This window comes from Hydrogenophaga sp. GW456-12-10-14-TSB4 (assembly GCF_059424305.1).
Map to the genome: position 1 here is coordinate 20,411 of NZ_JBWKZH010000055.1, position 19,065 is coordinate 39,475.

A 19,065-nucleotide genomic window follows, 5' to 3' on the forward strand; every position below is an offset into this window, starting at 1 on the left:
TCAGACATCGATTTGCACTCCTGGGCCATGGTGGGCGGCCGCCTGCTCGGCGTCCCGCTGATGCTGGCGTTCGCTGCCCTTGAACAGGGTTCGCACCACCACGAAGAAGATCGGCACAAAAATCACCGCCAGCACGGTGCCGGTGAGCATGCCGCCGATCACGCCGGTACCGATCGCGCGCTGGCTGGCCGAGCCCGCGCCCGAGGCGATCGCCAGCGGCAGCACGCCCAGCGTGAACGCCATCGAGGTCATGATGATGGGGCGGAACCGGATGTGGGCCGCTTCCAGCGCGGCCGCGATCACGCTCTTGCCCTGCGCCTGCAGGTCCTTGGCGAACTCGATGATCAGAATCGCGTTCTTCGCCGAGAGGCCGATGATGGTGATCAGGCCCACCTGGAAGTACACGTCGTTCGAGTAGTCGCGCAACAAGGTCGCCAGCAGCACACCGAGCACGCCCAGCGGCACCACCAGAATCACCGACAGCGGAATGGTCCAGCTCTCGTACAGCGCGGCCAGGCAGAGGAACACGGCCAGGATCGCGAAGCCGTACAGGATCAAGGCCTGCGAGCCCGCGAGCTTTTCCTCGCGCGTCTGCCCGGTCCACTCGTAGCCGATGCCTTGCGGCAGCTGGGCCGCGAGCTTTTCCATCTCGGCGATGGCCGCACCCGTGCTCATGCCGGGAGCGGCGCTGCCGCTGATGCGCATGGACGGGTAGCCGTTGTAGCGCACGGTCTGCATCGGGCCGGTGATCCATTTCGTGGTGGCGAAGGCCGACAGCGGCACCGCCTGGCCCTTGTTGTTCACCACGTTCAGGCGCAGCAGGTCTTCGGGCTGCATGCGGGCGGGCGCGTCGGCCTGCACCACCACGCGCTGCAGGCGGCCGGCGTTGGGGAAGTCGTTGACGTAGCTCGACCCCAGCGAGGTGCCGATGGCGGCATTGATCACGTCGAAGCCCACGCCCAGGGCGTTGGCCTTGTCGCGGTCGATGTCGATCTGCAGTTGCGGCGCATCTTCCAGGCCGTCCGGTCGCACCTGGGTGACCACCTTGCTCTGCGAGGCCATGCCCAGCAGCTGGTTGCGCGCGCTCAGCAGCGCGTCACGGCCCAGACCACCGCGGTCCTGCAGACGGAAGGTGAAGCCCGACGACGCCCCCAGCTCGGGGATCGGCGGTGGGCTCAGCGGGTAGATGAACGCGTCGCGGATGCCCGAGAGCGCGCCGAAGGCCCGCCCCGCCAGTGCTTCGGCCGAGCTGCCGGGCGCGGTGCGCTCGGCCCAGTCCTTGAGCGTCACGAAGGCCAGCGCCGCGTTCTGCCCCTGACCGGAGAAGCTGAAGCCCAGCACACCGACCATGCTCTCCACTTCGGGCTGCTTCAGGATGAAACCTTCCACCTGCTTCATCACGTCCAGCGTGCGCTCCTGCGTGGCGCCCGGCGGCAACTGCACGTTCACCAGCATCGTGCCCTGGTCTTCATTGGGCAGGAACGAGGTCGGCAGGCGCATGTAGACCACGGCGGCGGCGGCAATGATGGCCACGTAAATGATCAGCGTGCGACCGGCGCGCGGCAGCAGCGCGGCCACGCCGCGCTCGTAGCGCTTGGCGGTGCTGGAAAAGCCACGGTTGAACCAGCCGAAGAAGCCCTTCTTCTCGTGGTGGTGGCCGGCCTCGACCGGCTTGAGCAGGGTCGCGCACAGCGCGGGCGTGAGCGACAGGGCCAGGAAGGCCGAGAACGCGATCGACACGCCCATCACCGCCGAGAACTGGCGGTAGATGTTGCCCACCGAGCCGGCGAAGAACGCCAGCGGCACGAACACCGAGATCAGCACCACGGTCACGCCGATGATGGCGCCGGAGATCTGCGACATCGCCTTGCGGGTCGCCTGCAGGGGCGGCAGCCCCTCCTCGCTCATGATGCGCTCGACGTTCTCCACCACCACGATGGCGTCGTCCACCACGATACCGATCACCAGCACCATGCCGAACATGGTCAGCACGTTGATGGAGAAGCCCATGGCCAGCAAGGCCCCGAAGGTGCCCAGCAGGGCCACCGGCACGACGATGGTCGGGATGATGGTGTAGCGGATGTTCTGCAGGAACAGGAACATGACCAGGAACACCAGCAGCATGGCTTCACCCAGGGTCTGGGCCACCTGCGAGATGGAGATCTTCACGAAGCGCGAGCTGTCGTAGGGGATCGACCATTTCATGCCGGTGGGGAAGAAGCGCTCGAGCTCGTGCATCTTGTTGCGCACCGCATCGGCCGTGGCCAGGGCGTTGCCGCTGGGCGAGAGCTGCACGCCGATACCGACCGCGGGCTTGCCGTCCAGGCGCGCCGACGTGGCGTAGCTCTGGCCGCCAAGCTCGATGCGGGCCACGTCCTTGAGGCGCACGGTGGCGCCGTCGGAACTGGCGCGCAGCACGATGTTGCCGAACTGCTCGGCGCTGCCGAGCTGGCCGTTGACCACCACCGTGGCCGCGATGCTCTGGCCACCCACGTTGGGCAGCGCACCGATCTCACCGGCGGACACCTGGGCGTTCTGCGCGCGGATGGCGTTGTTGACATCGGCCGCGCTCAGGTTGAAGCCCAGCAGCTTGGCCGGGTCGATCCAGATGCGCATGGCGCGCTCGGAGCCGAACAGCTGGGCCTGGCCCACGCCGGCCAGGCGCTGCAGCTCGGGCACCACGCTGCGCGCGGCATAGTCGCCCAGCGCCACGGGGTCCAGCGCCGGGTCGTCGCTGGCCAGCATCGTGAACAGCAGGAAGTTGCTGCGCGACTTGTCCACGCGCACGCCCTGCTGCGTCACCGCCGAGGGCAGGCGCGGCGTGGCGCGCGAGAGCCGGTTCTGCACGTCCACCTGGGCCAGGTCTTCGTCGGTGCCGGTCTCGAAGCTCAGCGTGATGCTGCCGCTGCCGTCGGCCTGGGCCACCGATTCCATGTAGATCAGGCCCGGCGCGCCGTTCATTTCGCGCTCGATGACGGAGAGCACGCTGTCTTCCAGCGTGGCGGCCGACGCACCGGGGTACGCGGCGTTGATGATGATGGCCGGCGGGGCCACCGGCGGGTACTGCGCGATCGGCAACTGCGTGATCGACACACCGCCGAGCACCATGATGAAGAGCGCGATCACCCACGCGAAGATGGGTCGGTCAATGAAGAATTTCGCCATGTCGGGCGCTCCTTACTTCGCGGCCTCAGGCGCCGGGGCGGCGGCGGCCGGGGCGGCCGGGGCGCTGCCCGACGCCTGCCAGGGCACGGCTTTCACGGGCGTGCCGGGCGGCATCATCTGAAGCTTCTGGAAACCGTCGACCATGATCTGCTCGCCGGCCTTCACGCCGTCGAGGATGACCCACTGGCCGTTCTGCTGACCACCCACCTTCACCTGGCGCGGCGAGATCTTGCCGTCGGCGCCGACCACCGAGACGGTGTCGCCCTGTGCCGAACGCGTGACGGCCTGCTGGGGCAGCGTGATCGCATTGCCGGCCTTGGCCTGTTCCAGGCGCACGCGCACGTACAGACCGGGCAGCAGCGTGCCCTTGGGGTTGGGCACTTCGGCCCGCAGGGTCACCTGGCCCGTGCTGCTGTCGACCGTCAGATCGGAGAACAGCAGGCGACCGGGTTGTTCGTAGACCGAACCGTCTTCCAGCACCACCTGCACGGAAGCGGCCTGCGAGCCCGCGCCCTTGAGCTGGCCGCTTTCCATCGCCTTGCGAAGCTTGAACACCTCGGCGGCGGACTGGGTGAAGTTCACGTACATCGGGTTGATCTGCTGGATCACCGCGAGCTGCGTGGCCTCGCCCTGCCCGACCAGCGCACCTTCGGTCACCAGGGCACGGCCGATGCGGCCCGAAATCGGCGCGGTCACCCGGGCATAGCCCAGGTTGATGTTGGCGGTCTGCACCGCGGCCTTGCCGGCCGCGACATCGGCCTCGGCCTGCTTCTGGGCCGCCACGGCGTTGGCGTATTCCTGCTGGCTGATGGCGTTTTCCTTCACCAGCGGCGCGTAGCGCTCGGCCAGCGCGGTGGCCTGCGTGAGGTTGGCCTGCGAGCGCGCCAGGCTGGCCTGCGCGCTCTGCTGGGCGGCCGCGTAAGGTGCGGGATCGATGCGGAACAGGGCCTGGCCTGCCTTCACGTCGCTGCCTTCGCGGAACAGGCGCTCCTGCAGGATGCCGGCCGCGCGGGCCCGCACCTGCGCCACGCGGGAAGCCTCCAGGCGGCCCGGCAGTTCGGTCGTCAGGCCCACGTCACCCGGGGTCACCGTGACCACACCCACTTCGGGGGCCGGCATGCCGCCACCCGCCGCGGCGGCTTGCGGCGGTGCGGACTCGCCGCAGGCGGCCAGCGCCACGGCGAGTGCCAGAACGGACATTCCCCGCAGAAACGGGGACGGCGACAGGGAGGTGAACCGGGTGTGCGAAACGGGCACTGACTTGATCGGGCTCAAGGCGGGCATGGGAGTCCTTCGGATATGAAGAGAAGAAGCGTGCACTGGCAGGCAATACAGGGAATACCCCAACGGCTTGTGCTGTCGCAAAACGGCGAAGTATACATACATCCAAGAATGTATGTATAGTCCTGCCCATCCCCAAGGGCTTCCATTCTGGAGACACATACCATGGTTCGACGCACCAAAGCCGATGCGCTGGCAACACGCCACAGCCTGCTGGATGCTGCCGAGCATCTGTTTCAGGAGCGTGGCGTTTCCCGCACCTCGCTCAACGACATCGCCACCGCCGCGGGCACCACGCGCGGCGCGATCTACTGGCACTTCAAGGACAAGGCCGACCTGTTCAACGCCATGATGGAGCGCGTGACCATGCCCCTGGAGGGCACGCTGGCCTGCTCCGCGCGCTCGGCAGACACCACCGCCAACCCCCTGCTCTCCCTGCGCGACTCGATGATGAGCGCGCTCAAGCAGACCGCCACCGACGAGCAGACCCGCCGCGTGTTCGAGGTTGCCACCCACAAGGTGGAGTATGTGAGCGAGATGCAGGCCGTGCGCGACCGCCATCTGCAGGTGCGCAACGAGTGCATGGTCATGACCGAAGAGATCCTGCAGCAGGCGGTGCAGCGCGAAGGCATCCAGCTGCAGGTGCCGCTGGCCACCGCCGCGCTGGGTCTGCACGTGATCATGGACGGCCTGATCCAGAACTGGCTGCTGGATCCCCAGGCTTTCGACCTCGTCAAGAGCGGGCTCGACACGATGGACGTTTACCTCGCGGGGCTGGGCTTCACCCCGCCGGTCGCCCAGGCGCTGGAGCACCCGGAGTCCCCTCGCAAGCTCGCTCCCGCCTAGGGCTGGCGAGCAGGCGCTTCTGGCGTGGGCGCAGGCAGCCGCCAGGCCAGCGGCGAGCCCAGGCCGACCACACTCCCCACGAGCCAGAACACCGAGCCCACACCGATCAGGGCGCCGACCGAGCCGAACATCAGCGGCATCACCACGCTGGAGCCGTTGATGGCCATGGCCCGCAGGCCCAGCGCCTCGCCGTGGCGGTGGTGCGGCGTCATCTGGTGCAGCGAACTCATGATCATGGGTTGCACCGAGCCCAGGGCAAAGCCCAGCAGCACCGAGAGGATGCCCATGGCCCAGGCCGCGTGCACCAGGGGATAGGCCGCGAACAACAGCGCGGTGGCCACCATGGCCGAGCCGATCACCACCGACTCCCGCAGGTGCGAGGCCAGCCAGGGCATGAGCAGGCGGATCGCGGTCGCGGCGAGCGCGAAGGCGCCGAGGATGGTGCCGATCACGGTCGCGCTCAGGCCCCGCTCGTGCCCCAGCACGGGCACCAGGAAGGTGTGCACGTCCCAGCAGGACGACAGCATCCAGTTGAGGATCATCAGCTGGCGAAAGGCCTTGTCCTTCAACAGGTTCCACGACGAGCCGCTGGACTTGCGCAACTCGGGCGCCACCGGCTCGTGCTCGACCGTGTGCCGCACCCCGAACCAGGCCAGCGAAGGCAGCAGCGCGAGCAGCAGGAAGGCGGCGCGAAAACCGAAGCTGTCGATCATCACGCCCGCGGCGAACGGCCCGAGGAAGTTGGAGATCGACGGGCCGATGGCCATCCAGCTGAACACCTGCTTGAGTTCGGTGGGCCCATGGGCAAGCCGGCCCACGTGGCGCTGCAGCGCGATCATGGCCATGCCGGTGCCCGCACCACAGGTTAGCGCGGTCAGGCACAGCACCGGGAACACCGGAAAAATCACCGCCAGCGCCGCGCCGGCCGAGGCCACGCCCACCGACAGCATCACCGGTTTTCGCAGGCCGCGCCGATCGGCGTAGCGCCCGGCAGGCAAGGCCATGAACACCGGCGCCAGCGCGAACAGGGCCAGCAGCACGCCCACGGCCACCGGGCTGTAGCCCTCGCGCAGCGCCATCAGCGGTGCGGCCATGCGAAACCCCGTCATGCAGGCATGCAGGCAGATCTGCGCCGCGATGAGGCGCCAGAGGACAGATCGAAGCTGAGGGTTCAAGCGTCTCCGTTGTCGGAGGGGTCCAGCGGCAGCAGCGCGCTGGCCTGGTCCTGCGGCAAGGCCTCCACCGCCTTGAGCGCGCGGCCCATGGCGCGGCTGCGCGTCTCTGCGCTGTCCAGCGTGTTGAGCACGGTCTGGGTCTGGCTCTTCACGCGGGCGAGCACGTCGCCGAACTTGCCGAACTCGGTCTTGACCGCACCCAGCACCTGCCAGACCTCGCTGGAGCGCTTCTCCAGCGCCAGCGTGCGAAAGCCCATCTGCAGCGAGTTGAGCATGGCCATGAGCGTGGTGGGTCCGGCCAGCGTCACGCGGTGTTCGCGCTGCAGGGCCTCCATCAGGCCCGGGCGGCGCAGCACCTCGGCGTACAGGCCCTCGGTGGGCAGGAACAGGATGGCGAAGTCGGTCGTGTGCGGCGGCTGCAGGTACTTGTCGGCCATGGACTTGGCCTCCAGCCGGATGCGCTGCTCCAGCCCGCGCGCGGCGACATCGGCTCCCTCGACGTCGGCGCGCTGCTGCGCGTCGAGCAGGCGCTCGTAGTCCTCGTTGGGGAACTTGGCGTCGATCGGCAGCCAGCAGGGCGCGCCGTCCTCGCTGCGCCCGGGCAGCTTGATCGCGAAGTCCACGGTGAAGCGGCTGCCCGGCTTGGTCATCACCTGCACGGCGTACTGGTCGGGCGCGAACACCTGTTCGAGCAGCGCGGCCAGCTGGGCTTCGCCGAACATGCCGCGCGTCTTCACGTTGGTCAGCAGGTGCTTGAGGTCGCCCACGCCCTGCGCCAGCGTCTGCATCTCGCCCAGGCCCTTGTGGACCTGCTCCAGCCGGTCGGCCACCTGCTTGAAGCTCTCGCCCAGACGCGCCTGCAGGGTGCTCTGGAGTTTTTCGTCCACCGTGGCGCGCATCTCGTCGAGTTTGGCGGCGTTGTTCTGCTGCAGCTGGGCCAGTTGCGCGTCCAGCGTGGTGCGGATCTCGGACAGGCGCCGCGCGTTGCCTTCGCTCATGTCCTGCAGCTGGCGCGTGAGCGTGTCGCCCAGCGTGCCGCGCAGTTGCACCAGTTGCAGGGCGAAGGCGTCGAGCTGGGCGTTCTGCGTGCGCGTGGCCTCGGCTTCCTGGCGCGAGAGTGTTTCCTGGAAGGTCGCCAGCGTCTGCTGCATTTCCTGGCGCCCGCCGCGCGACTGCTCGCTGATCTCGCGCCGCAGTTCGCTTTCCACCCGCTCCACGCGCTGGCCGACCTGCTGCCCCTGCTGCTGCAACTGGTCGAGCAGGCGTTCGCGGTGCGCCAGTTCCTGGGCATCCACCGGCGCGCGGCGCAGCAGCAGCCACAGGCCGAGCGCGAGGTTGAGCACCACCCCGATCAGCAGCAGCCAGAGAAGCAGGTCGTTGTTCATCGTGTCGTTCAACGCCGGCCCGCCACTTCGGGGTTCAGCGGCGTGAGGGTCTTGCCCTGGGTGAGGTAGGCGATCACGTTGTCGGCCGCCAGGTGCGCCATCGCCTTGCGGGTGGTGATGGTGGCGCTGGCGATGTGCGGCGTGAGCACGATGTTGGGCACGGTGAGCAGGTCGGGGTGCACCTTGGGCTCGCCCTCGTACACGTCCAGGCCGGCGGCGGCGATGCGCTTCTCGCGCAGCGCCACGGCCAGCGCCGCGTCATCGACGATGCCGCCGCGCGCGATGTTGACCAGCGTGGCGGTGGGCTTCATCTGCGCGATCTCGGCCGCGCCGATGGCATGGTGCGACGAGGCGCTGTAGGGCAGCACCAGGATGAGGTGGTCGGCCGTCTTGAGCAACTCTTCCTTGCTCACGTAGCTGGCCTTGCATTCGGCTTCCGTCGCCGCATCGAGCCGCGAACGGTTGTGGTAGATCACCTTCATGCCGAAGCCGTGCGCGCCGCGCCGTGCAATGGCCTGGCCGATGCGGCCCATGCCCAGGATGCCCAGCGTGCTGCCATGGACCTCGGCGCCAGCGAACATGTCCAGGGCCCAGCGGTTCCATTGACCGGCGCGCAGGAAATGCTCGCTCTCGGTGAGGCGGCGCGCCGTGGCCAGCAGCAGCGCGAAGCCGAAATCGGCGGTGGTCTCGGTCAGCACGTCGGGCGTGTTGCTGGCCAGCACGCCGGCGGCGGTGATGGCCGGCAGGTCGAAGTTGTTGTAGCCCACCGCGATGTTGGCCACGATCCTGAGCTGCGGGCAGGCCGCGATCAGGGCCGCGTCCACGCGCTCGCTGCCGGTGGTGATCACACCGACCTTGCCTTGCAGGCGTTCGATGAGGCTGGCCGGTGCGAGCGGTGCGTCGTCTTCGTTGGTGTCCACGTCGAAGTGCTGCCGCAGCTTGTCCACGACCTCGGGAAAGACTTGGCGGGCAACGAGGATGGCGGGGCGGGTGGTCATGAGGGTGGATTCCTTCAGAAAATCAGACAAACCAGAGCCAGGTCATCAGCGCGAACAGCGGCACCAGGATGCCGACCGACCAGAGCATGTAACCGAAGAAGCTGGGCATGCGGACGCCGCGGTCCTCGGCAATCGCCTTGACCATCAGGTTGGGCGCGTTGCCGATGTAGGTGTTGGCGCCCATGAACACGGCACCGGCGGAGATGGCCACGAGCGTGGGGGCCATGGCGGTCATCAGGGCCTGCGGGTCGCCGCCCGCCGTGTTGAAGAACACGAGGTAGGTGGGTGCATTGTCGAGGAACGAGCTCAAGGCGCCCGTGGCCCAGAAATACATGGCCGGGTTGGGCGAACCGTCGGCGTTCGTCACGGCCTTGACCACCGCGCCGAACGGGCCGTCGACGCCGGCCTTGAGCATGGCAATGACCGGGATGATGGTCAGGAAGATCGCCGCAAACAGCTTGGCCACTTCCTGCATCGGCCCCCAGCCGAACTGGTTGCTTTCGTGCACGCGGGCCGGCGTCAGCTTGAGCGAGACCAGCGTGACCACGACCAGGCCGATGTCGCGCAGCAGGCCCGGCAGGCCGACCTCGGTGCCGGCGATATCGAACACCACCGGCGATTTCCACAGGCCGCTCATGAGCACGAGGGCCACGACCGCCGCGAGCAGCACGAAGTTGAAACCGCCGTCAAAGCCCACCCGTGCGGTGTCGGGCGTCGGGTCCTGCGGCTGGATCTCTTCGCGGCGGTGGTAGTACCACCAGTCGATGGCGTAGAAGATGGCGAGCAGCACGCCGATGAGGGCCACGGTCTCCATCCAGAGATGCGCCATGGTCCAGAAGAAATCGATGCCCTTGAGGAAGCCCAGAAACAGGGGCGGGTCGCCCAGCGGCGTGAGCGATCCACCCGCGTTGGACACGATGAAGATGAAGAACACCACCACGTGCACCTGGTGCTTGCGGTTGTCGTTGGCGCGGATCAGCGGCCGGATCAGCAGCATCGACGCCCCCGTGGTGCCCATAAAGCTGGCAAGCACCGCACCGATGGCCAGCAGGCCGGTGTTCAGGCCCGGGCTGCCATGCAGGTTGCCCCGCACGAAAATGCCGCCGGCCACCGTGAACAGCGCGGTGAGCAACACGATGAACGGGATGTACTCGGCCAGCAGCGCGTGCACGACGCTGGTCCCCGCCAGACCCGGGCCCAGCACGACCGCGAACGGCACGAGAAAGGCCAGCGCCCAGGCCGCCGACAGCTTGCCGAAATGGTGGTGCCAGAAAGCCGGGGCCAACAGCGGCACCAGGGCGATGGACAGCAGAACGCCCGCGAACGGTACGCCCCACCAGACGGACAGCTGGCTGCCGTCAAGCTCGGCGGCCCGGGCCAGGCCGGGCAGCAGGAAGACCGCCAGGCACAGCCGGCGCAGGAAGGGTGATGTCATGTTGTCTCCAGGGCGCCTTCGCCGGGCGCCGGCAGGCCGTCAGACGGCGAGCAGGTCCACTTCGAACAGCAGCGTGGCGTTGGGCGGAATCACGCCGCCGGCGCCGCGCGCGCCGTAACCCAGCGCGGCCGGAATGACCAGGCGGCGCGTGCCGCCCACGGCCATGCCCTGCACGCCTTCGTCCCAACCCTTGATGACGTGGCCGGCACCGAGCGGGAATTCAAACGGCTGGCCGCGGTCCTTGCTGGAATCGAATTTGGAACCCTGCACGCCGTCGTTGTAGAGCCAGCCGGTGTAATGCACCTGCACGGGGCGGCCGGCCTGGGCCACTTCGCCGTTGCCGACCACGGTGTCTTCGTACTGCAGGCCGCTGGGGGTGGTGATCATGTTCTGTCCTTTGGAATGAAAAAATGGAACCGGCGATTATTCCAGCCAGTGGGTGAAGCTCTCCACGGTCTCGCGCGGCGTGTGGAAGCCGTTGACCGGGTCGCTGGGGTCGGCATAGCCCAGGGCCATGCCGCAGACCAGCATTTCGTTCTCGCCGGCACCGATGTGCGGCAGGATGATCTTCGCGAAGCCGTTCCAGGCCGCCTGCGGGCAGGTGTGCAGGCCGTGGCCGCGCGCGGCGATCATGAGCGACTGCAGGAACATGCCGTAGTCCACCAGCGAACCCCGGCCCATGATGCGATCCACCGTGAACATCAGGCCCACCGGGGCGTCGAACAGGCGGAAGTTGCGCTGGTGCTGCGCGTGCATCTTGTCCTTGTCGCCCTTGGTGATGCCGAGCAGGCCGTACAGGCCCCAGCCGTTCTCGCGGCGGCGGTCGATGTAGGGGCTGACCCATTTCTCGGGGTAGTAGTCGTATTCCTCGCGGTACTCGGCGGCCAGCGCCGGGTCGGCGCGCAGCGCGTCGTGCGCGGTGCAGACCTTCTCCACCAGGCTGTCGCGGCTGGCGCCCTGCAGCACATAGACCTTCCAGGGCTGCGTGTTGGTGCCCGAGGGCGAACGGCTGGCCAGCCGCAGCAGGTGCTCGATGGTGTCGCGGGGCACCGGGTCGGGCAGGAAGGCGCGCACCGACATGCGGGTGTTGATCGCAGCGTCGACGCTGGCGGCGTCGATCAGGGGCGACGCGGGGTTCTGGCTCATCGCAAGGTCTCCAGGGTGTTCTTGAGAAGGTCGGGAAGGGGCACGGGCCGGCGGGTTTCGCGGCTCACGTACACATGGACGAAATGCCCGCAGGCCGCAGCCAGATCTTCACCGTCGGCGAACAGGCCCACTTCGTAACGCACACTGGAACTGCCCAGGTGCGCCACGCGCAGGCCGGCCCACACGGTCTGGGGAAACGCCAGCGGCGCAAAGTAGTTGCACTGCGTCTCGATCACAAGGCCGATCACCTCGCCGCCGTGGATGTCCAGGGCGCCCTGCTCGATCAGGTGCGCATTGACCGCCGTGTCGAACCAGCTGTAGTACACCACGTTGTTCACATGGCCGTAGATGTCGTTGTCGCCCCATCGCGTGCCGATGGGGCGGAACACCCGGTAGGCGCTGCGGGGCAAGGCTTGCGGACGGGGGCTGGGGCTGCTGGCGGTGCTCATGCCGGGGCATTGTGCCAGTGGGTTGACGCGGCAACGGTCGCCGCCGTCGACGCGCGCCAGCGCTGCCAGTACTGCAGCGCGGTGCGGTAGGTATTGACCTGCACCTGCACGGTCGCCTCCAGGTCGTGCCCGTAACCACCGCCCATGGCGAGGGCCAGCGGCACGCGCTTGTGCCAGGCCCAGTCCATCACGCGGCGGTCGCGCGCCTCCAGGCCGTCGAAACTGAGCTTCAGGCGCCCGAGCCGGTCGCCCTCGTGCGGATCGGCACCGGCCAGGTACAGCACCAGGCCCGGGTCGAAACGGCGCTCCAGTTCGTCCAGCGCCCGCTCCAGCGCTTCCAGGTAGGCCGCGTCCTGGCAGCCATCGGGCAGCTCGACGTCGAGGTCGCTGGGCTCCTTGCGAAACGGGAAGTTTCTTGCGCCGTGCAGCGACAGCGTGAACACGGAAGCGTCGTTGGCGAAGATGGACGCCGTGCCGTTGCCCTGATGGACATCCAGATCGATGATCGCGACCCGCAACGGGCCTCGCGCCCGGTGCAGGCGCGCGTGCTCGGCCTGCATGAGGCGGGCCGCCACGGCAAAGTCGTTGAACACGCAGAAGCCGCTGCCCTTGTCGGCATAGGCATGGTGCGTGCCGCCGGCCAGGTTCGCGGCCAGCCCCGCGCCGCCCATGGCCTCGCGGCAGGCCTGCAGCGTGGCCCCCACCGAGCGGCGAGCCCGCTCGGCCATCGCAGGGCTCCAGGGAAAGCCGATCTCGCGCTGCGCCGCCGGGCTCAGGCCACCGGTGGCCACCGCCTCGATGTACGCGGGGGTGTGCACCAGGGCCAGCTCACCGCGGCTCGCGGGCAGGGCCTCGCACAGGTGCACCCCGGGCACCTCCCCCACCAGCCGCTCGCGCAGGCGCGCGTACTTGCCCATGGGAAAGCGGTGCCCGCTGGGCAGGGGCAGAACAAAGTGGTCGGCGTAGTAGGCGTGCACCGGGGCCATTGTGGGCGCTGCTGGAAGCCGCAGCGCCACCACCGACTTTTAGAACGCCGCATCTAGAATGCTGCGGTGCAGCAAAAAGTGCTTGCACACCGGGATCTTCTCCCTATAATTCAAACCATGTTGCAGTGCAGCAAAGCGAACGAAAACAACAGCGTCCAGACAGCGCGTGTTCTCAGCAGCCCTCAACTAGAACGTCCTTTTGCCACCCATTACGGAGTATGAATATGTTGACCGCTGAACAAATCGTTGCCGCCCAGAAAGCCAACATCGAGACCCTTTTCGGCCTGACCCAGAAAGCCTTTGAAGGCGTGGAAAAGCTGGTCGATCTGAACGTGCAAGCCACCAAGGCTGCCCTGTCCGAATCCGCCAACAGCGCCCAGGCCCTGCTGAGCGTCAAGGACGCCCAGGAACTGCTGTCCCTGCAAGCCAACCTGATGCAGCCCCTGGCCGAGAAGACCGTGGCCTACAGCCGCCACCTGTACGACATCGCCGCCGGCACCGGCGCCGAGTTCGGCAAGGCCGCTGAAGCCCAGGCCAGCGACACCCAGAAGAAATTCCTGGCTGTCGTGGACAACGCCGCCAAGAACGCCCCCGCCGGTTCCGAAACCGCCGTGGCCGTGATGAAGAGCGCCGTTTCCGCCGCCAACAACGCCATTGAATCGGTGCAGAAGGCTGTCAAGCAAGCCACCGAAATGGCCGAAGCCAACTTCAACACCGTGACCGCCTCGGCCGTGAACGCGACCAAGACGGTTGCCAAGAAGCGCTAAGCAGCACAGCACCGCGATCGTGCCGTTGATCGGCCCGCTTGACACATGTCAAAAGGGCCCCTCTAGTATCAAGTCACGACGCGCTACCCCTCAACAAGGCAGCGCTTGAGGATCTCAAGTCTGTTTTTCTGGTTGTCTCCTCGGGTCCTTTTCGAAATTCGATTTCATCGGACCCCTTAAGCCCTCACTGCAAGGTGAGGGCTTTTTTTATGGCCGGTTGACCGGCAGGCGCCGGGCCAGCTGGGTGCGCAGCTGCGGCAAGGCCGCCTGCATGGCGGCGCGGCCCGCCTCGATGGCGCGCAGCCGGGCCGAGAAGTCCGCGCTGCCCACGCCCACCAGCGCCGGGCGCAGCACCACGTCGGCCCCCGCCAGTTCGTGGCGGTTGATGCTCTGGCCCATGATGGCGAAGGTCTGCAGCAGCACCTGCACATTGCCCACCGCCGCGTTGCCTTCGGGCGCGCTGGAAATGTCCACCGCCAGCACGACCTCGGCGCCCATGTCGCGGGCGTAGCGCACCGGCACCGGCGCCACCAGGCCGCCGTCCACGTAGTCGCGCCCGGTGATGTGCACGGGAGAAAACACGCCCGGCACGGCGCTGGAGGCGCGCACGGCCTGGGCCGCGTCGCCCCGGCGGAACAGCACGCCCTGCCCGGTCGCCAGGTCGGTGGCCAGCACGCCCAGGGGGATGGACATGTTTTCGAGCAGCTTGCCGCCCACGGCCTGGCGCACGTAGCGCGTGAGCGCCTCGCCGCGCAACATGCCCCGCCCCATGATGGGCAGCGACCAGTCGGTCAGCGTCGCCTCCTCCATGCTGAGCGCGGTGGCCTCCAGCTCGGCGGCCGTCTTGCCGCTGGCGTACATCGCGGCCACCATGCTGCCGGCGGAGGTGCCCACCACCAGGTCGGGACGGATGCCGTTCTGTTCCAGCACCTGGATGACGCCGACATGGGCGAAACCCCGCGCCGCCCCACCGCCGAGCGCCAGCCCCAGGCGCGGTGCGCGCGTGGCCACTTCGGGCGCCACGGGCGGGGGCGAGACAGGGGGTGTTTCCGGCAAGCGGGACGGCCCGCTGGAGCAGCCCGCGATCACCCCGACCACCGCCAGAATCCAGGCGGTTTTGCTTAAGCTTTTGTTAAGAACCATTCTCGTTTGTGTTAGCATGCGCTGCGCAATTATCCCCTCGCCCCCCGCCTCGATCGACCGGGGTGCGCCTCTCCCCCATATCGTGCCAACCACCTCCAAGGAACACGTCATGACCCGATTCCCCAAACTCGCCATGATGGCCATTGCCATGGCTGCCGCACTGGGCGCCCACACCCAGATCCAGGCCCAGGACAAGGTGCTCAACCTGTACTCCGCCCGCCACTACCAGACCGACGAGGTGATGTACGAGACCTTCACCAAGACCACCGGCATCAAGATCAACCGCGTGGATGCGGACGACGCCGGCATCATCGCGCGCCTGCGCGCCGAAGGCGCGGCCTCCCCGGCCGACGTGATCATGCTGGTGGACGCGGCCCGTCTGGCCGTGGCCGACACCCAGGGCCTGTTCCAGCCGATCAAGTCGGCCAAGCTGGACGCCGCCATTCCCGCCAACCTGCGTGCCACGGCCACCGCCGACGGCGTGACCTGGACCGGTTTCTCCACCCGTGCGCGCGTGATCGTGTACGACCCGGCCCGCGTGAAGGCCGAAGACGTGGCCACCTACGAGCAGCTTGCCGACCCCAAGCTCAAGGGCATGGTCTGCACCCGCTCGGGCTCGCACCCCTACAACCTGTCGCTGTTCTCCACCATCGTGGAACACCTGGGCGACCAGAAGGGCGAAGCCTGGCTCAAGGGCGTGGTGGACAACATGGCCCGCGCACCCAAGGGCGGCGACACCGACCAGATCAAGGGCGTGGCCTCCGGCGAATGCGGCGTGGCCCTGACCAACACCTACTACCTGGCGCGCCTCATCAAGTCCGACAAGGCGGAAGACAAGGCCGTGGTGAACAAGGTGAAGGTGGTGTTCCCGAACCAGGCCACCAGCGGCACCCACGTGAACATCGCCGGTGCGGGTGTGGCCAGGCACGCCAAGAACCGCGACAACGCGATCACGTTCATGGAGTTCCTCTCCAGCCCCTACGCTCAGGACTACTTTGCCAACGGCAACAACGAGTTCCCCACGGTCAAGGGCCTGAAGATCGACAACCCGGCCATCAAGGCCATGGGCGGCGACAACTTCAAAGCCGAGACCGTGCCGCTGGGCGTGGTGGCGAAAAACATGACCAAAGTGCAGCAGATGCTGGACCGCGTGGGCTACAAGTAAGCCCCCCCGCAGATGAAAAAAAGCCCGCTACAGCGGGCTTTTTCTTTTGGTGCTCAGAACACCTGGGGCACGTAGATCTCGCCGGGCACCTGGTGGCGCCGGTAACCTTCGTGGCGCACGCGGTCGGGCAGCGTGATGGTGGCGCGCTCCACTTCGCCGTAGGGCATCTGCCGCAGCAGGTGGTGGATGCAGTTGAGGCGGGCCTTTTTCTTGTCGTCGGCCTGCACCACCCACCAGGGCGATTCGGGGATGTGGGTGCGTTCCAGCATCACTTCCTTGGCCTGGGTGTAGAGCTCCCAGCGGCGGCGGCTTTCGAGGTCCATGGGACTGAGCTTCCACTGCTTGAGCGGGTCGTGGATCCGGCCCAGAAAGCGCAGGTGCTGCTCTTCGTCCGAGATCGAGAACCAGTATTTGATGAGCTGGATGCCCGAGCGCACCAGCATCTTCTCGAATTCCGGCACCGAGCGGAAAAACTCCTCGTACTGCTCGTCGCTGCAGAAGCCCATGACACGCTCCACGCCGGCGCGGTTGTACCAGCTGCGGTCGAATAGCACCATCTCGCCCGCGGCCGGCAGGTGCGCCGCGTAGCGCTGGAAATACCACTGCGTGCGCTCGCGGTCGTTGGGCGCGGGCAGCGCGGCCACGCGGCACACGCGCGGGTTCAGGCGCTGGGTGATGCGCTTGATCGCCCCACCCTTGCCCGCCGCGTCGCGGCCCTCGAACACGATCACCACCTTGTGGCCGGTGGCGACCACCCAGTCCTGCAGCTTCACCAACTCGGCCTGCAGCCTGAACAGCTCGCGGAAGTAGGTGCGGCGCGCTTCCTTGTGCTTGGCTTCCTCCTCGGCATCCAGGGCCTGGTCCAGCACGCGATCCTCCAGCTCCATCTCCAGCTCTTCGTCGTAGCCGTCCATGAGGTCGGTGTGAATGCGGCGCATCAGCTCGTCCTGGCTGTCAAACATAGGGGCTCCATCGGAAGACAAAGCACCCAGACTAGGCCGCCGGCGTGACAGGAACATGACACGGGCATGTCGCATAATCCCGGTCGAATTGACGTTTACGTCAACGTCACACCCCATCTCATCACACAGGAGCACTTCCATGGACATTCAAGGCAAGGTATTCATCGTCACCGGCGGCGCATCGGGTCTGGGCGAAGGCACGGCGCGCATGCTGGCGGCCAACGGCGGCAAGGTCGTGATCGCCGACATGCAGGCCGAAAAAGGCGAAGCCGTGGCGAAGGAGATCGGCGGCGCGTTCGTGAAGTGCGATGTGAGCAGCGAGGCCGACGGCCAGGCGGTGGTGGCCAAGGCCCTGTCCCTGGGCAAGCTGATGGGCCTGGTGAATTGCGCCGGCATCGCCCCGGCCGAAAAGACCGTGGGCAAGAACGGCGCGCACAACCTGGGCGTCTACACCAAGACCATCATGGTCAACCTGGTGGGCAGCTTCAACATGATCCGCCTGGCCGCCGAGGCCATGTGCAAGAACGAGCCCGAGGCCACGGGCGAGCGCGGCGTGATGATCTCCACCGCCAGCGTGGCGGCCTACGACGGCCAGATCGGCCAGGCCGCCTACGCGGCCTCCAAGGGCGGCGTGGTCGGCATGACGCTGCCGATCGCGCGCGACCTGGCGCGCAACGGCATCCGCAACATGACCATCGCCCCCGGCATCTTCGGCACGCCCATGCTCTTCGGCATGCCCAAGGAAGTGCAGGACGCGCTGGCTGCCGGCGTGCCCTTCCCCAGCCGCCTGGGCACCCCGGAAGACTACGCCAAGCTGGCCAGGCACATCTTCGAGAACGACATGCTCAATGGCGAGGTGATCCGCCTGGACGGCGCGATCCGCCTCGCCCCGAAATAAACCCGAAACGGTTTCTTACGCCTCCATGGACCGCCAGCGCGGTCCATTCGCGTTTCTGGGATACGGTGGCCGTCTCGACAACGATCTTCAAGGAGCCATTGCCATGACACGCCTTGCCTGCCTGATCGCCTCGCTGAGCCTGCTCAGCGCCTGCGGCACACCCACTGCCCCTTCCTCTTCGTCCGTACAACAGCCCGAAGGCGCCTCAGGCCTCACCGTCAAGCCCGGCTGGGCCTTCCAGCGCCAGGCCGTGGCCGCGGCCAACCCGCTGGCCACCGAGGCCGGTGCGCGCATCCTGCGCGCCGGTGGCAGTGCGGTGGACGCCGCCGTCGCGGTGCAGATGGTGCTCACGCTGGTGGAGCCGCAGTCCAGCGGCATCGGCGGCGGGGCCTTCCTGCTGCACCACGACGGCCGCCGCACCCAGGCCTTCGACGGGCGCGAGACCGCGCCGGCGGCGGCCACCGAAGACCTGTTTCTCGACGCGCAGCGCAAGCCCCTGCCCTTCATGGACGCGGTCGCCAGCGGTCGCTCGGTGGGCACCCCCGGCGCGGTGGCGATGCTCGCGCAGGCCCACCGCCAGCACGGCAAGCTGCCCTGGGCGCGCCTGTTCGAGCCCGCCATCGCCCTGGCCGAGCAGGGCTTCGCGGTGAGCCCGCGCCTGCACACCATGCTGCTGGCCGAGACCACGCTCAAGAACGACCCGGTGGCGGCCGCCTACTTCTACGGCCCCGACGGCCAGCCCCACCCGGTGGGCCACCGGCTGCGCAACCCGGAACTCGCGCAGGTGCTGAGGAACATCGCGGCCCAGGGCCCGATCGCCCTGCACGAGGGCCCCGTGGCCCAGGCCATCGTGAACAAGGTGCGGCAGCACCCCGTGCGCCCGGGCAACCTCAGCCTGGACGACCTCAAGCGCTACCAGCCGCGCGAGCGCGAAGCCCTGTGCCACGACCACACGGCGGCACAGCGCGCGCTGCGCCTTTGCGGCTTCCCGCCGCCGAGCTCGGGCGCCATCGCCGTCGGCCAGATCCTGGGTCTGATGGCGCGCACGCCGCAGGCCCGGGAACCGCTGGTGCGGTCGCCGATGTCGGGCGGCGTGCCGTCGGCCGAGTGGCTGCACACCTATGCCGAGGCGTCGCGGCTGGCCTTCGCCGACCGCGCCCTGTACGTGGCCGACCCCGACTTCGTCGCCGCGCCCGGCGGGCGCTGGAGCAGCCTGCTCGACGCCCGCTACCTGGACGAGCGGGCCCGCCTGATCACCCCCGCC

At 67.8% G+C, this 19,065-nt stretch carries 17 protein-coding genes; 5 read left to right on the forward strand and 12 right to left on the reverse strand.

Annotation, left to right across the window (positions count from 1 at the left end; all coding sequences use genetic code 11):
- Both AC07ZS_RS22390 and AC07ZS_RS22395 read right to left on the reverse strand, forming a co-directional pair.
- Window positions 1-3,165 carry an efflux RND transporter permease subunit gene (locus AC07ZS_RS22390; RefSeq protein WP_494800738.1) on the reverse strand — a complete coding sequence of 1,055 codons (3,165 nt, stop codon included), beginning with the start codon at window positions 3,163-3,165 and terminating at the stop codon, window positions 1-3.
- Between the two features lie 12 nt (window positions 3,166-3,177).
- Window positions 3,178-4,365 carry an efflux RND transporter periplasmic adaptor subunit gene (locus AC07ZS_RS22395; RefSeq protein ID WP_494800739.1) on the reverse strand — a complete coding sequence of 396 codons (1,188 nt, stop codon included), beginning with the start codon at window positions 4,363-4,365 and terminating at the stop codon, window positions 3,178-3,180.
- 246 nt (window positions 4,366-4,611) lie between these two features.
- Between AC07ZS_RS22395 and AC07ZS_RS22400 the strand changes: the two genes are divergently transcribed.
- On the forward strand, window positions 4,612-5,292 hold the full coding sequence (locus AC07ZS_RS22400) for a TetR family transcriptional regulator (protein WP_494800740.1): 681 nt from the start codon (window positions 4,612-4,614) through the stop codon (window positions 5,290-5,292).
- On the opposite strand, the gene AC07ZS_RS22405 is transcribed toward AC07ZS_RS22400, so the two are convergent.
- From AC07ZS_RS22405 to AC07ZS_RS22440, 8 genes are read right to left on the reverse strand one after another with little or no spacing between them, the layout of a single operon-like run.
- A complete protein-coding gene (locus AC07ZS_RS22405; protein WP_494800741.1) occupies window positions 5,289-6,467 on the reverse strand; it encodes an MFS transporter in 1,179 nt (392 codons plus the stop codon). The two genes, AC07ZS_RS22400 and AC07ZS_RS22405, sit on opposite strands and share 4 nt — an antisense overlap.
- On the reverse strand, window positions 6,464-7,852 hold the full coding sequence (locus tag AC07ZS_RS22410) for a DNA recombination protein RmuC (protein WP_494800742.1): 1,389 nt from the start codon (window positions 7,850-7,852) through the stop codon (window positions 6,464-6,466). The genes AC07ZS_RS22405 and AC07ZS_RS22410 overlap by 4 nt, the downstream gene beginning before the upstream one ends.
- 8 nt (window positions 7,853-7,860) lie before the next feature.
- Window positions 7,861-8,850 (reverse strand): 2-hydroxyacid dehydrogenase, encoded by a 990-nt coding sequence (locus AC07ZS_RS22415; RefSeq protein WP_494800743.1) that lies wholly within the window; start codon window positions 8,848-8,850, stop codon window positions 7,861-7,863.
- Window positions 8,851-8,872: 22 nt separating this feature from the next.
- Window positions 8,873-10,285 carry a sodium:proton antiporter gene (locus AC07ZS_RS22420; protein WP_494800744.1) on the reverse strand — a complete coding sequence of 471 codons (1,413 nt, stop codon included), beginning with the start codon at window positions 10,283-10,285 and terminating at the stop codon, window positions 8,873-8,875.
- Between the two features lie 39 nt (window positions 10,286-10,324).
- Window positions 10,325-10,672 (reverse strand): FKBP-type peptidyl-prolyl cis-trans isomerase, encoded by a 348-nt coding sequence (locus tag AC07ZS_RS22425; protein ID WP_066271574.1) that lies wholly within the window; start codon window positions 10,670-10,672, stop codon window positions 10,325-10,327.
- Window positions 10,673-10,708: 36 nt separating this feature from the next.
- Window positions 10,709-11,431, reverse strand: a complete 723-nt coding sequence (locus tag AC07ZS_RS22430) for a nitroreductase (protein WP_494800745.1) — start codon at window positions 11,429-11,431, stop codon at window positions 10,709-10,711.
- Window positions 11,428-11,880, reverse strand: a complete 453-nt coding sequence (locus AC07ZS_RS22435; RefSeq protein WP_494800746.1) for an acyl-CoA thioesterase — start codon at window positions 11,878-11,880, stop codon at window positions 11,428-11,430. Before AC07ZS_RS22435 ends, AC07ZS_RS22430 begins: the two co-directional genes overlap by 4 nt.
- Entirely contained in the window at window positions 11,877-12,866 is a 990-nt protein-coding gene (locus AC07ZS_RS22440; RefSeq protein WP_494800747.1) for a histone deacetylase family protein, read from the reverse strand. Before AC07ZS_RS22440 ends, AC07ZS_RS22435 begins: the two co-directional genes overlap by 4 nt.
- Window positions 12,867-13,090: 224 nt before the next feature.
- Here AC07ZS_RS22440 and AC07ZS_RS22445 point away from each other — a divergent pair, with 224 nt between their 5' ends.
- The gene (locus tag AC07ZS_RS22445; RefSeq protein ID WP_494800748.1) at window positions 13,091-13,633 is read left to right on the forward strand and encodes a phasin family protein; all 543 of its coding nucleotides are present in this window, start codon (window positions 13,091-13,093) and stop codon (window positions 13,631-13,633) included.
- Between the two features lie 207 nt (window positions 13,634-13,840).
- Here the strand turns inward: AC07ZS_RS22445 and AC07ZS_RS22450 are convergent, their stop codons facing one another.
- Window positions 13,841-14,776 carry a patatin-like phospholipase family protein gene (locus AC07ZS_RS22450; protein WP_494800749.1) on the reverse strand — a complete coding sequence of 312 codons (936 nt, stop codon included), beginning with the start codon at window positions 14,774-14,776 and terminating at the stop codon, window positions 13,841-13,843.
- A gap of 109 nt (window positions 14,777-14,885) precedes the next feature.
- Here AC07ZS_RS22450 and AC07ZS_RS22455 point away from each other — a divergent pair, with 109 nt between their 5' ends.
- Entirely contained in the window at window positions 14,886-15,941 is a 1,056-nt protein-coding gene (locus AC07ZS_RS22455; RefSeq protein ID WP_494800750.1) for an extracellular solute-binding protein, read from the forward strand.
- Window positions 15,942-15,994: 53 nt separating this feature from the next.
- Here the strand turns inward: AC07ZS_RS22455 and ppk2 are convergent, their stop codons facing one another.
- Entirely contained in the window at window positions 15,995-16,903 is a 909-nt protein-coding gene (ppk2, locus tag AC07ZS_RS22460; protein WP_494800751.1) for a polyphosphate kinase 2, read from the reverse strand.
- A gap of 139 nt (window positions 16,904-17,042) precedes the next feature.
- Here ppk2 and AC07ZS_RS22465 point away from each other — a divergent pair, with 139 nt between their 5' ends.
- Window positions 17,043-17,801, forward strand: a complete 759-nt coding sequence (locus tag AC07ZS_RS22465) for a 3-hydroxyacyl-CoA dehydrogenase (RefSeq protein WP_494800752.1) — start codon at window positions 17,043-17,045, stop codon at window positions 17,799-17,801.
- A 103-nt stretch (window positions 17,802-17,904) separates the two neighbouring features.
- Window positions 17,905-19,065, forward strand: a 1,161-nt coding sequence (locus AC07ZS_RS22470; protein WP_494800753.1) for a gamma-glutamyltransferase family protein, incomplete at its 3' end; no start/stop codon positions are given.

Excerpts from the sequence above, each read along its gene's own strand:
- AC07ZS_RS22390 (WP_494800738.1), bottom strand. The coding sequence starts at position 3,165 with ATGGCGAAATTCTTCATTGACCGACCCATCTTCGCGTGGGTGATCGCG.
- AC07ZS_RS22395 (WP_494800739.1), bottom strand. The coding sequence starts at position 4,365 with ATGTCCGTTCTGGCACTCGCCGTGGCGCTGGCCGCCTGCGGCGAGTCC.
- AC07ZS_RS22400 (WP_494800740.1), top strand. The coding sequence starts at position 4,612 with ATGGTTCGACGCACCAAAGCCGATGCGCTGGCAACACGCCACAGCCTG.
- AC07ZS_RS22410 (WP_494800742.1), bottom strand. The coding sequence starts at position 7,852 with ATGAACAACGACCTGCTTCTCTGGCTGCTGCTGATCGGGGTGGTGCTC.
- AC07ZS_RS22415 (WP_494800743.1), bottom strand. The coding sequence starts at position 8,850 with ATGACCACCCGCCCCGCCATCCTCGTTGCCCGCCAAGTCTTTCCCGAG.
- AC07ZS_RS22420 (WP_494800744.1), bottom strand. The coding sequence starts at position 10,285 with ATGACATCACCCTTCCTGCGCCGGCTGTGCCTGGCGGTCTTCCTGCTG.
- AC07ZS_RS22425 (WP_066271574.1), bottom strand. The coding sequence starts at position 10,672 with ATGATCACCACCCCCAGCGGCCTGCAGTACGAAGACACCGTGGTCGGC.
- AC07ZS_RS22430 (WP_494800745.1), bottom strand. The coding sequence starts at position 11,431 with ATGAGCCAGAACCCCGCGTCGCCCCTGATCGACGCCGCCAGCGTCGAC.
- AC07ZS_RS22435 (WP_494800746.1), bottom strand. The coding sequence starts at position 11,880 with ATGAGCACCGCCAGCAGCCCCAGCCCCCGTCCGCAAGCCTTGCCCCGC.
- AC07ZS_RS22440 (WP_494800747.1), bottom strand. The coding sequence starts at position 12,866 with ATGGCCCCGGTGCACGCCTACTACGCCGACCACTTTGTTCTGCCCCTG.
- AC07ZS_RS22445 (WP_494800748.1), top strand. The coding sequence starts at position 13,091 with ATGTTGACCGCTGAACAAATCGTTGCCGCCCAGAAAGCCAACATCGAG.
- AC07ZS_RS22450 (WP_494800749.1), bottom strand. The coding sequence starts at position 14,776 with ATGGTTCTTAACAAAAGCTTAAGCAAAACCGCCTGGATTCTGGCGGTG.
- AC07ZS_RS22455 (WP_494800750.1), top strand. The coding sequence starts at position 14,886 with ATGACCCGATTCCCCAAACTCGCCATGATGGCCATTGCCATGGCTGCC.
- ppk2 (WP_494800751.1), bottom strand. The coding sequence starts at position 16,903 with ATGTTTGACAGCCAGGACGAGCTGATGCGCCGCATTCACACCGACCTC.
- AC07ZS_RS22465 (WP_494800752.1), top strand. The coding sequence starts at position 17,043 with ATGGACATTCAAGGCAAGGTATTCATCGTCACCGGCGGCGCATCGGGT.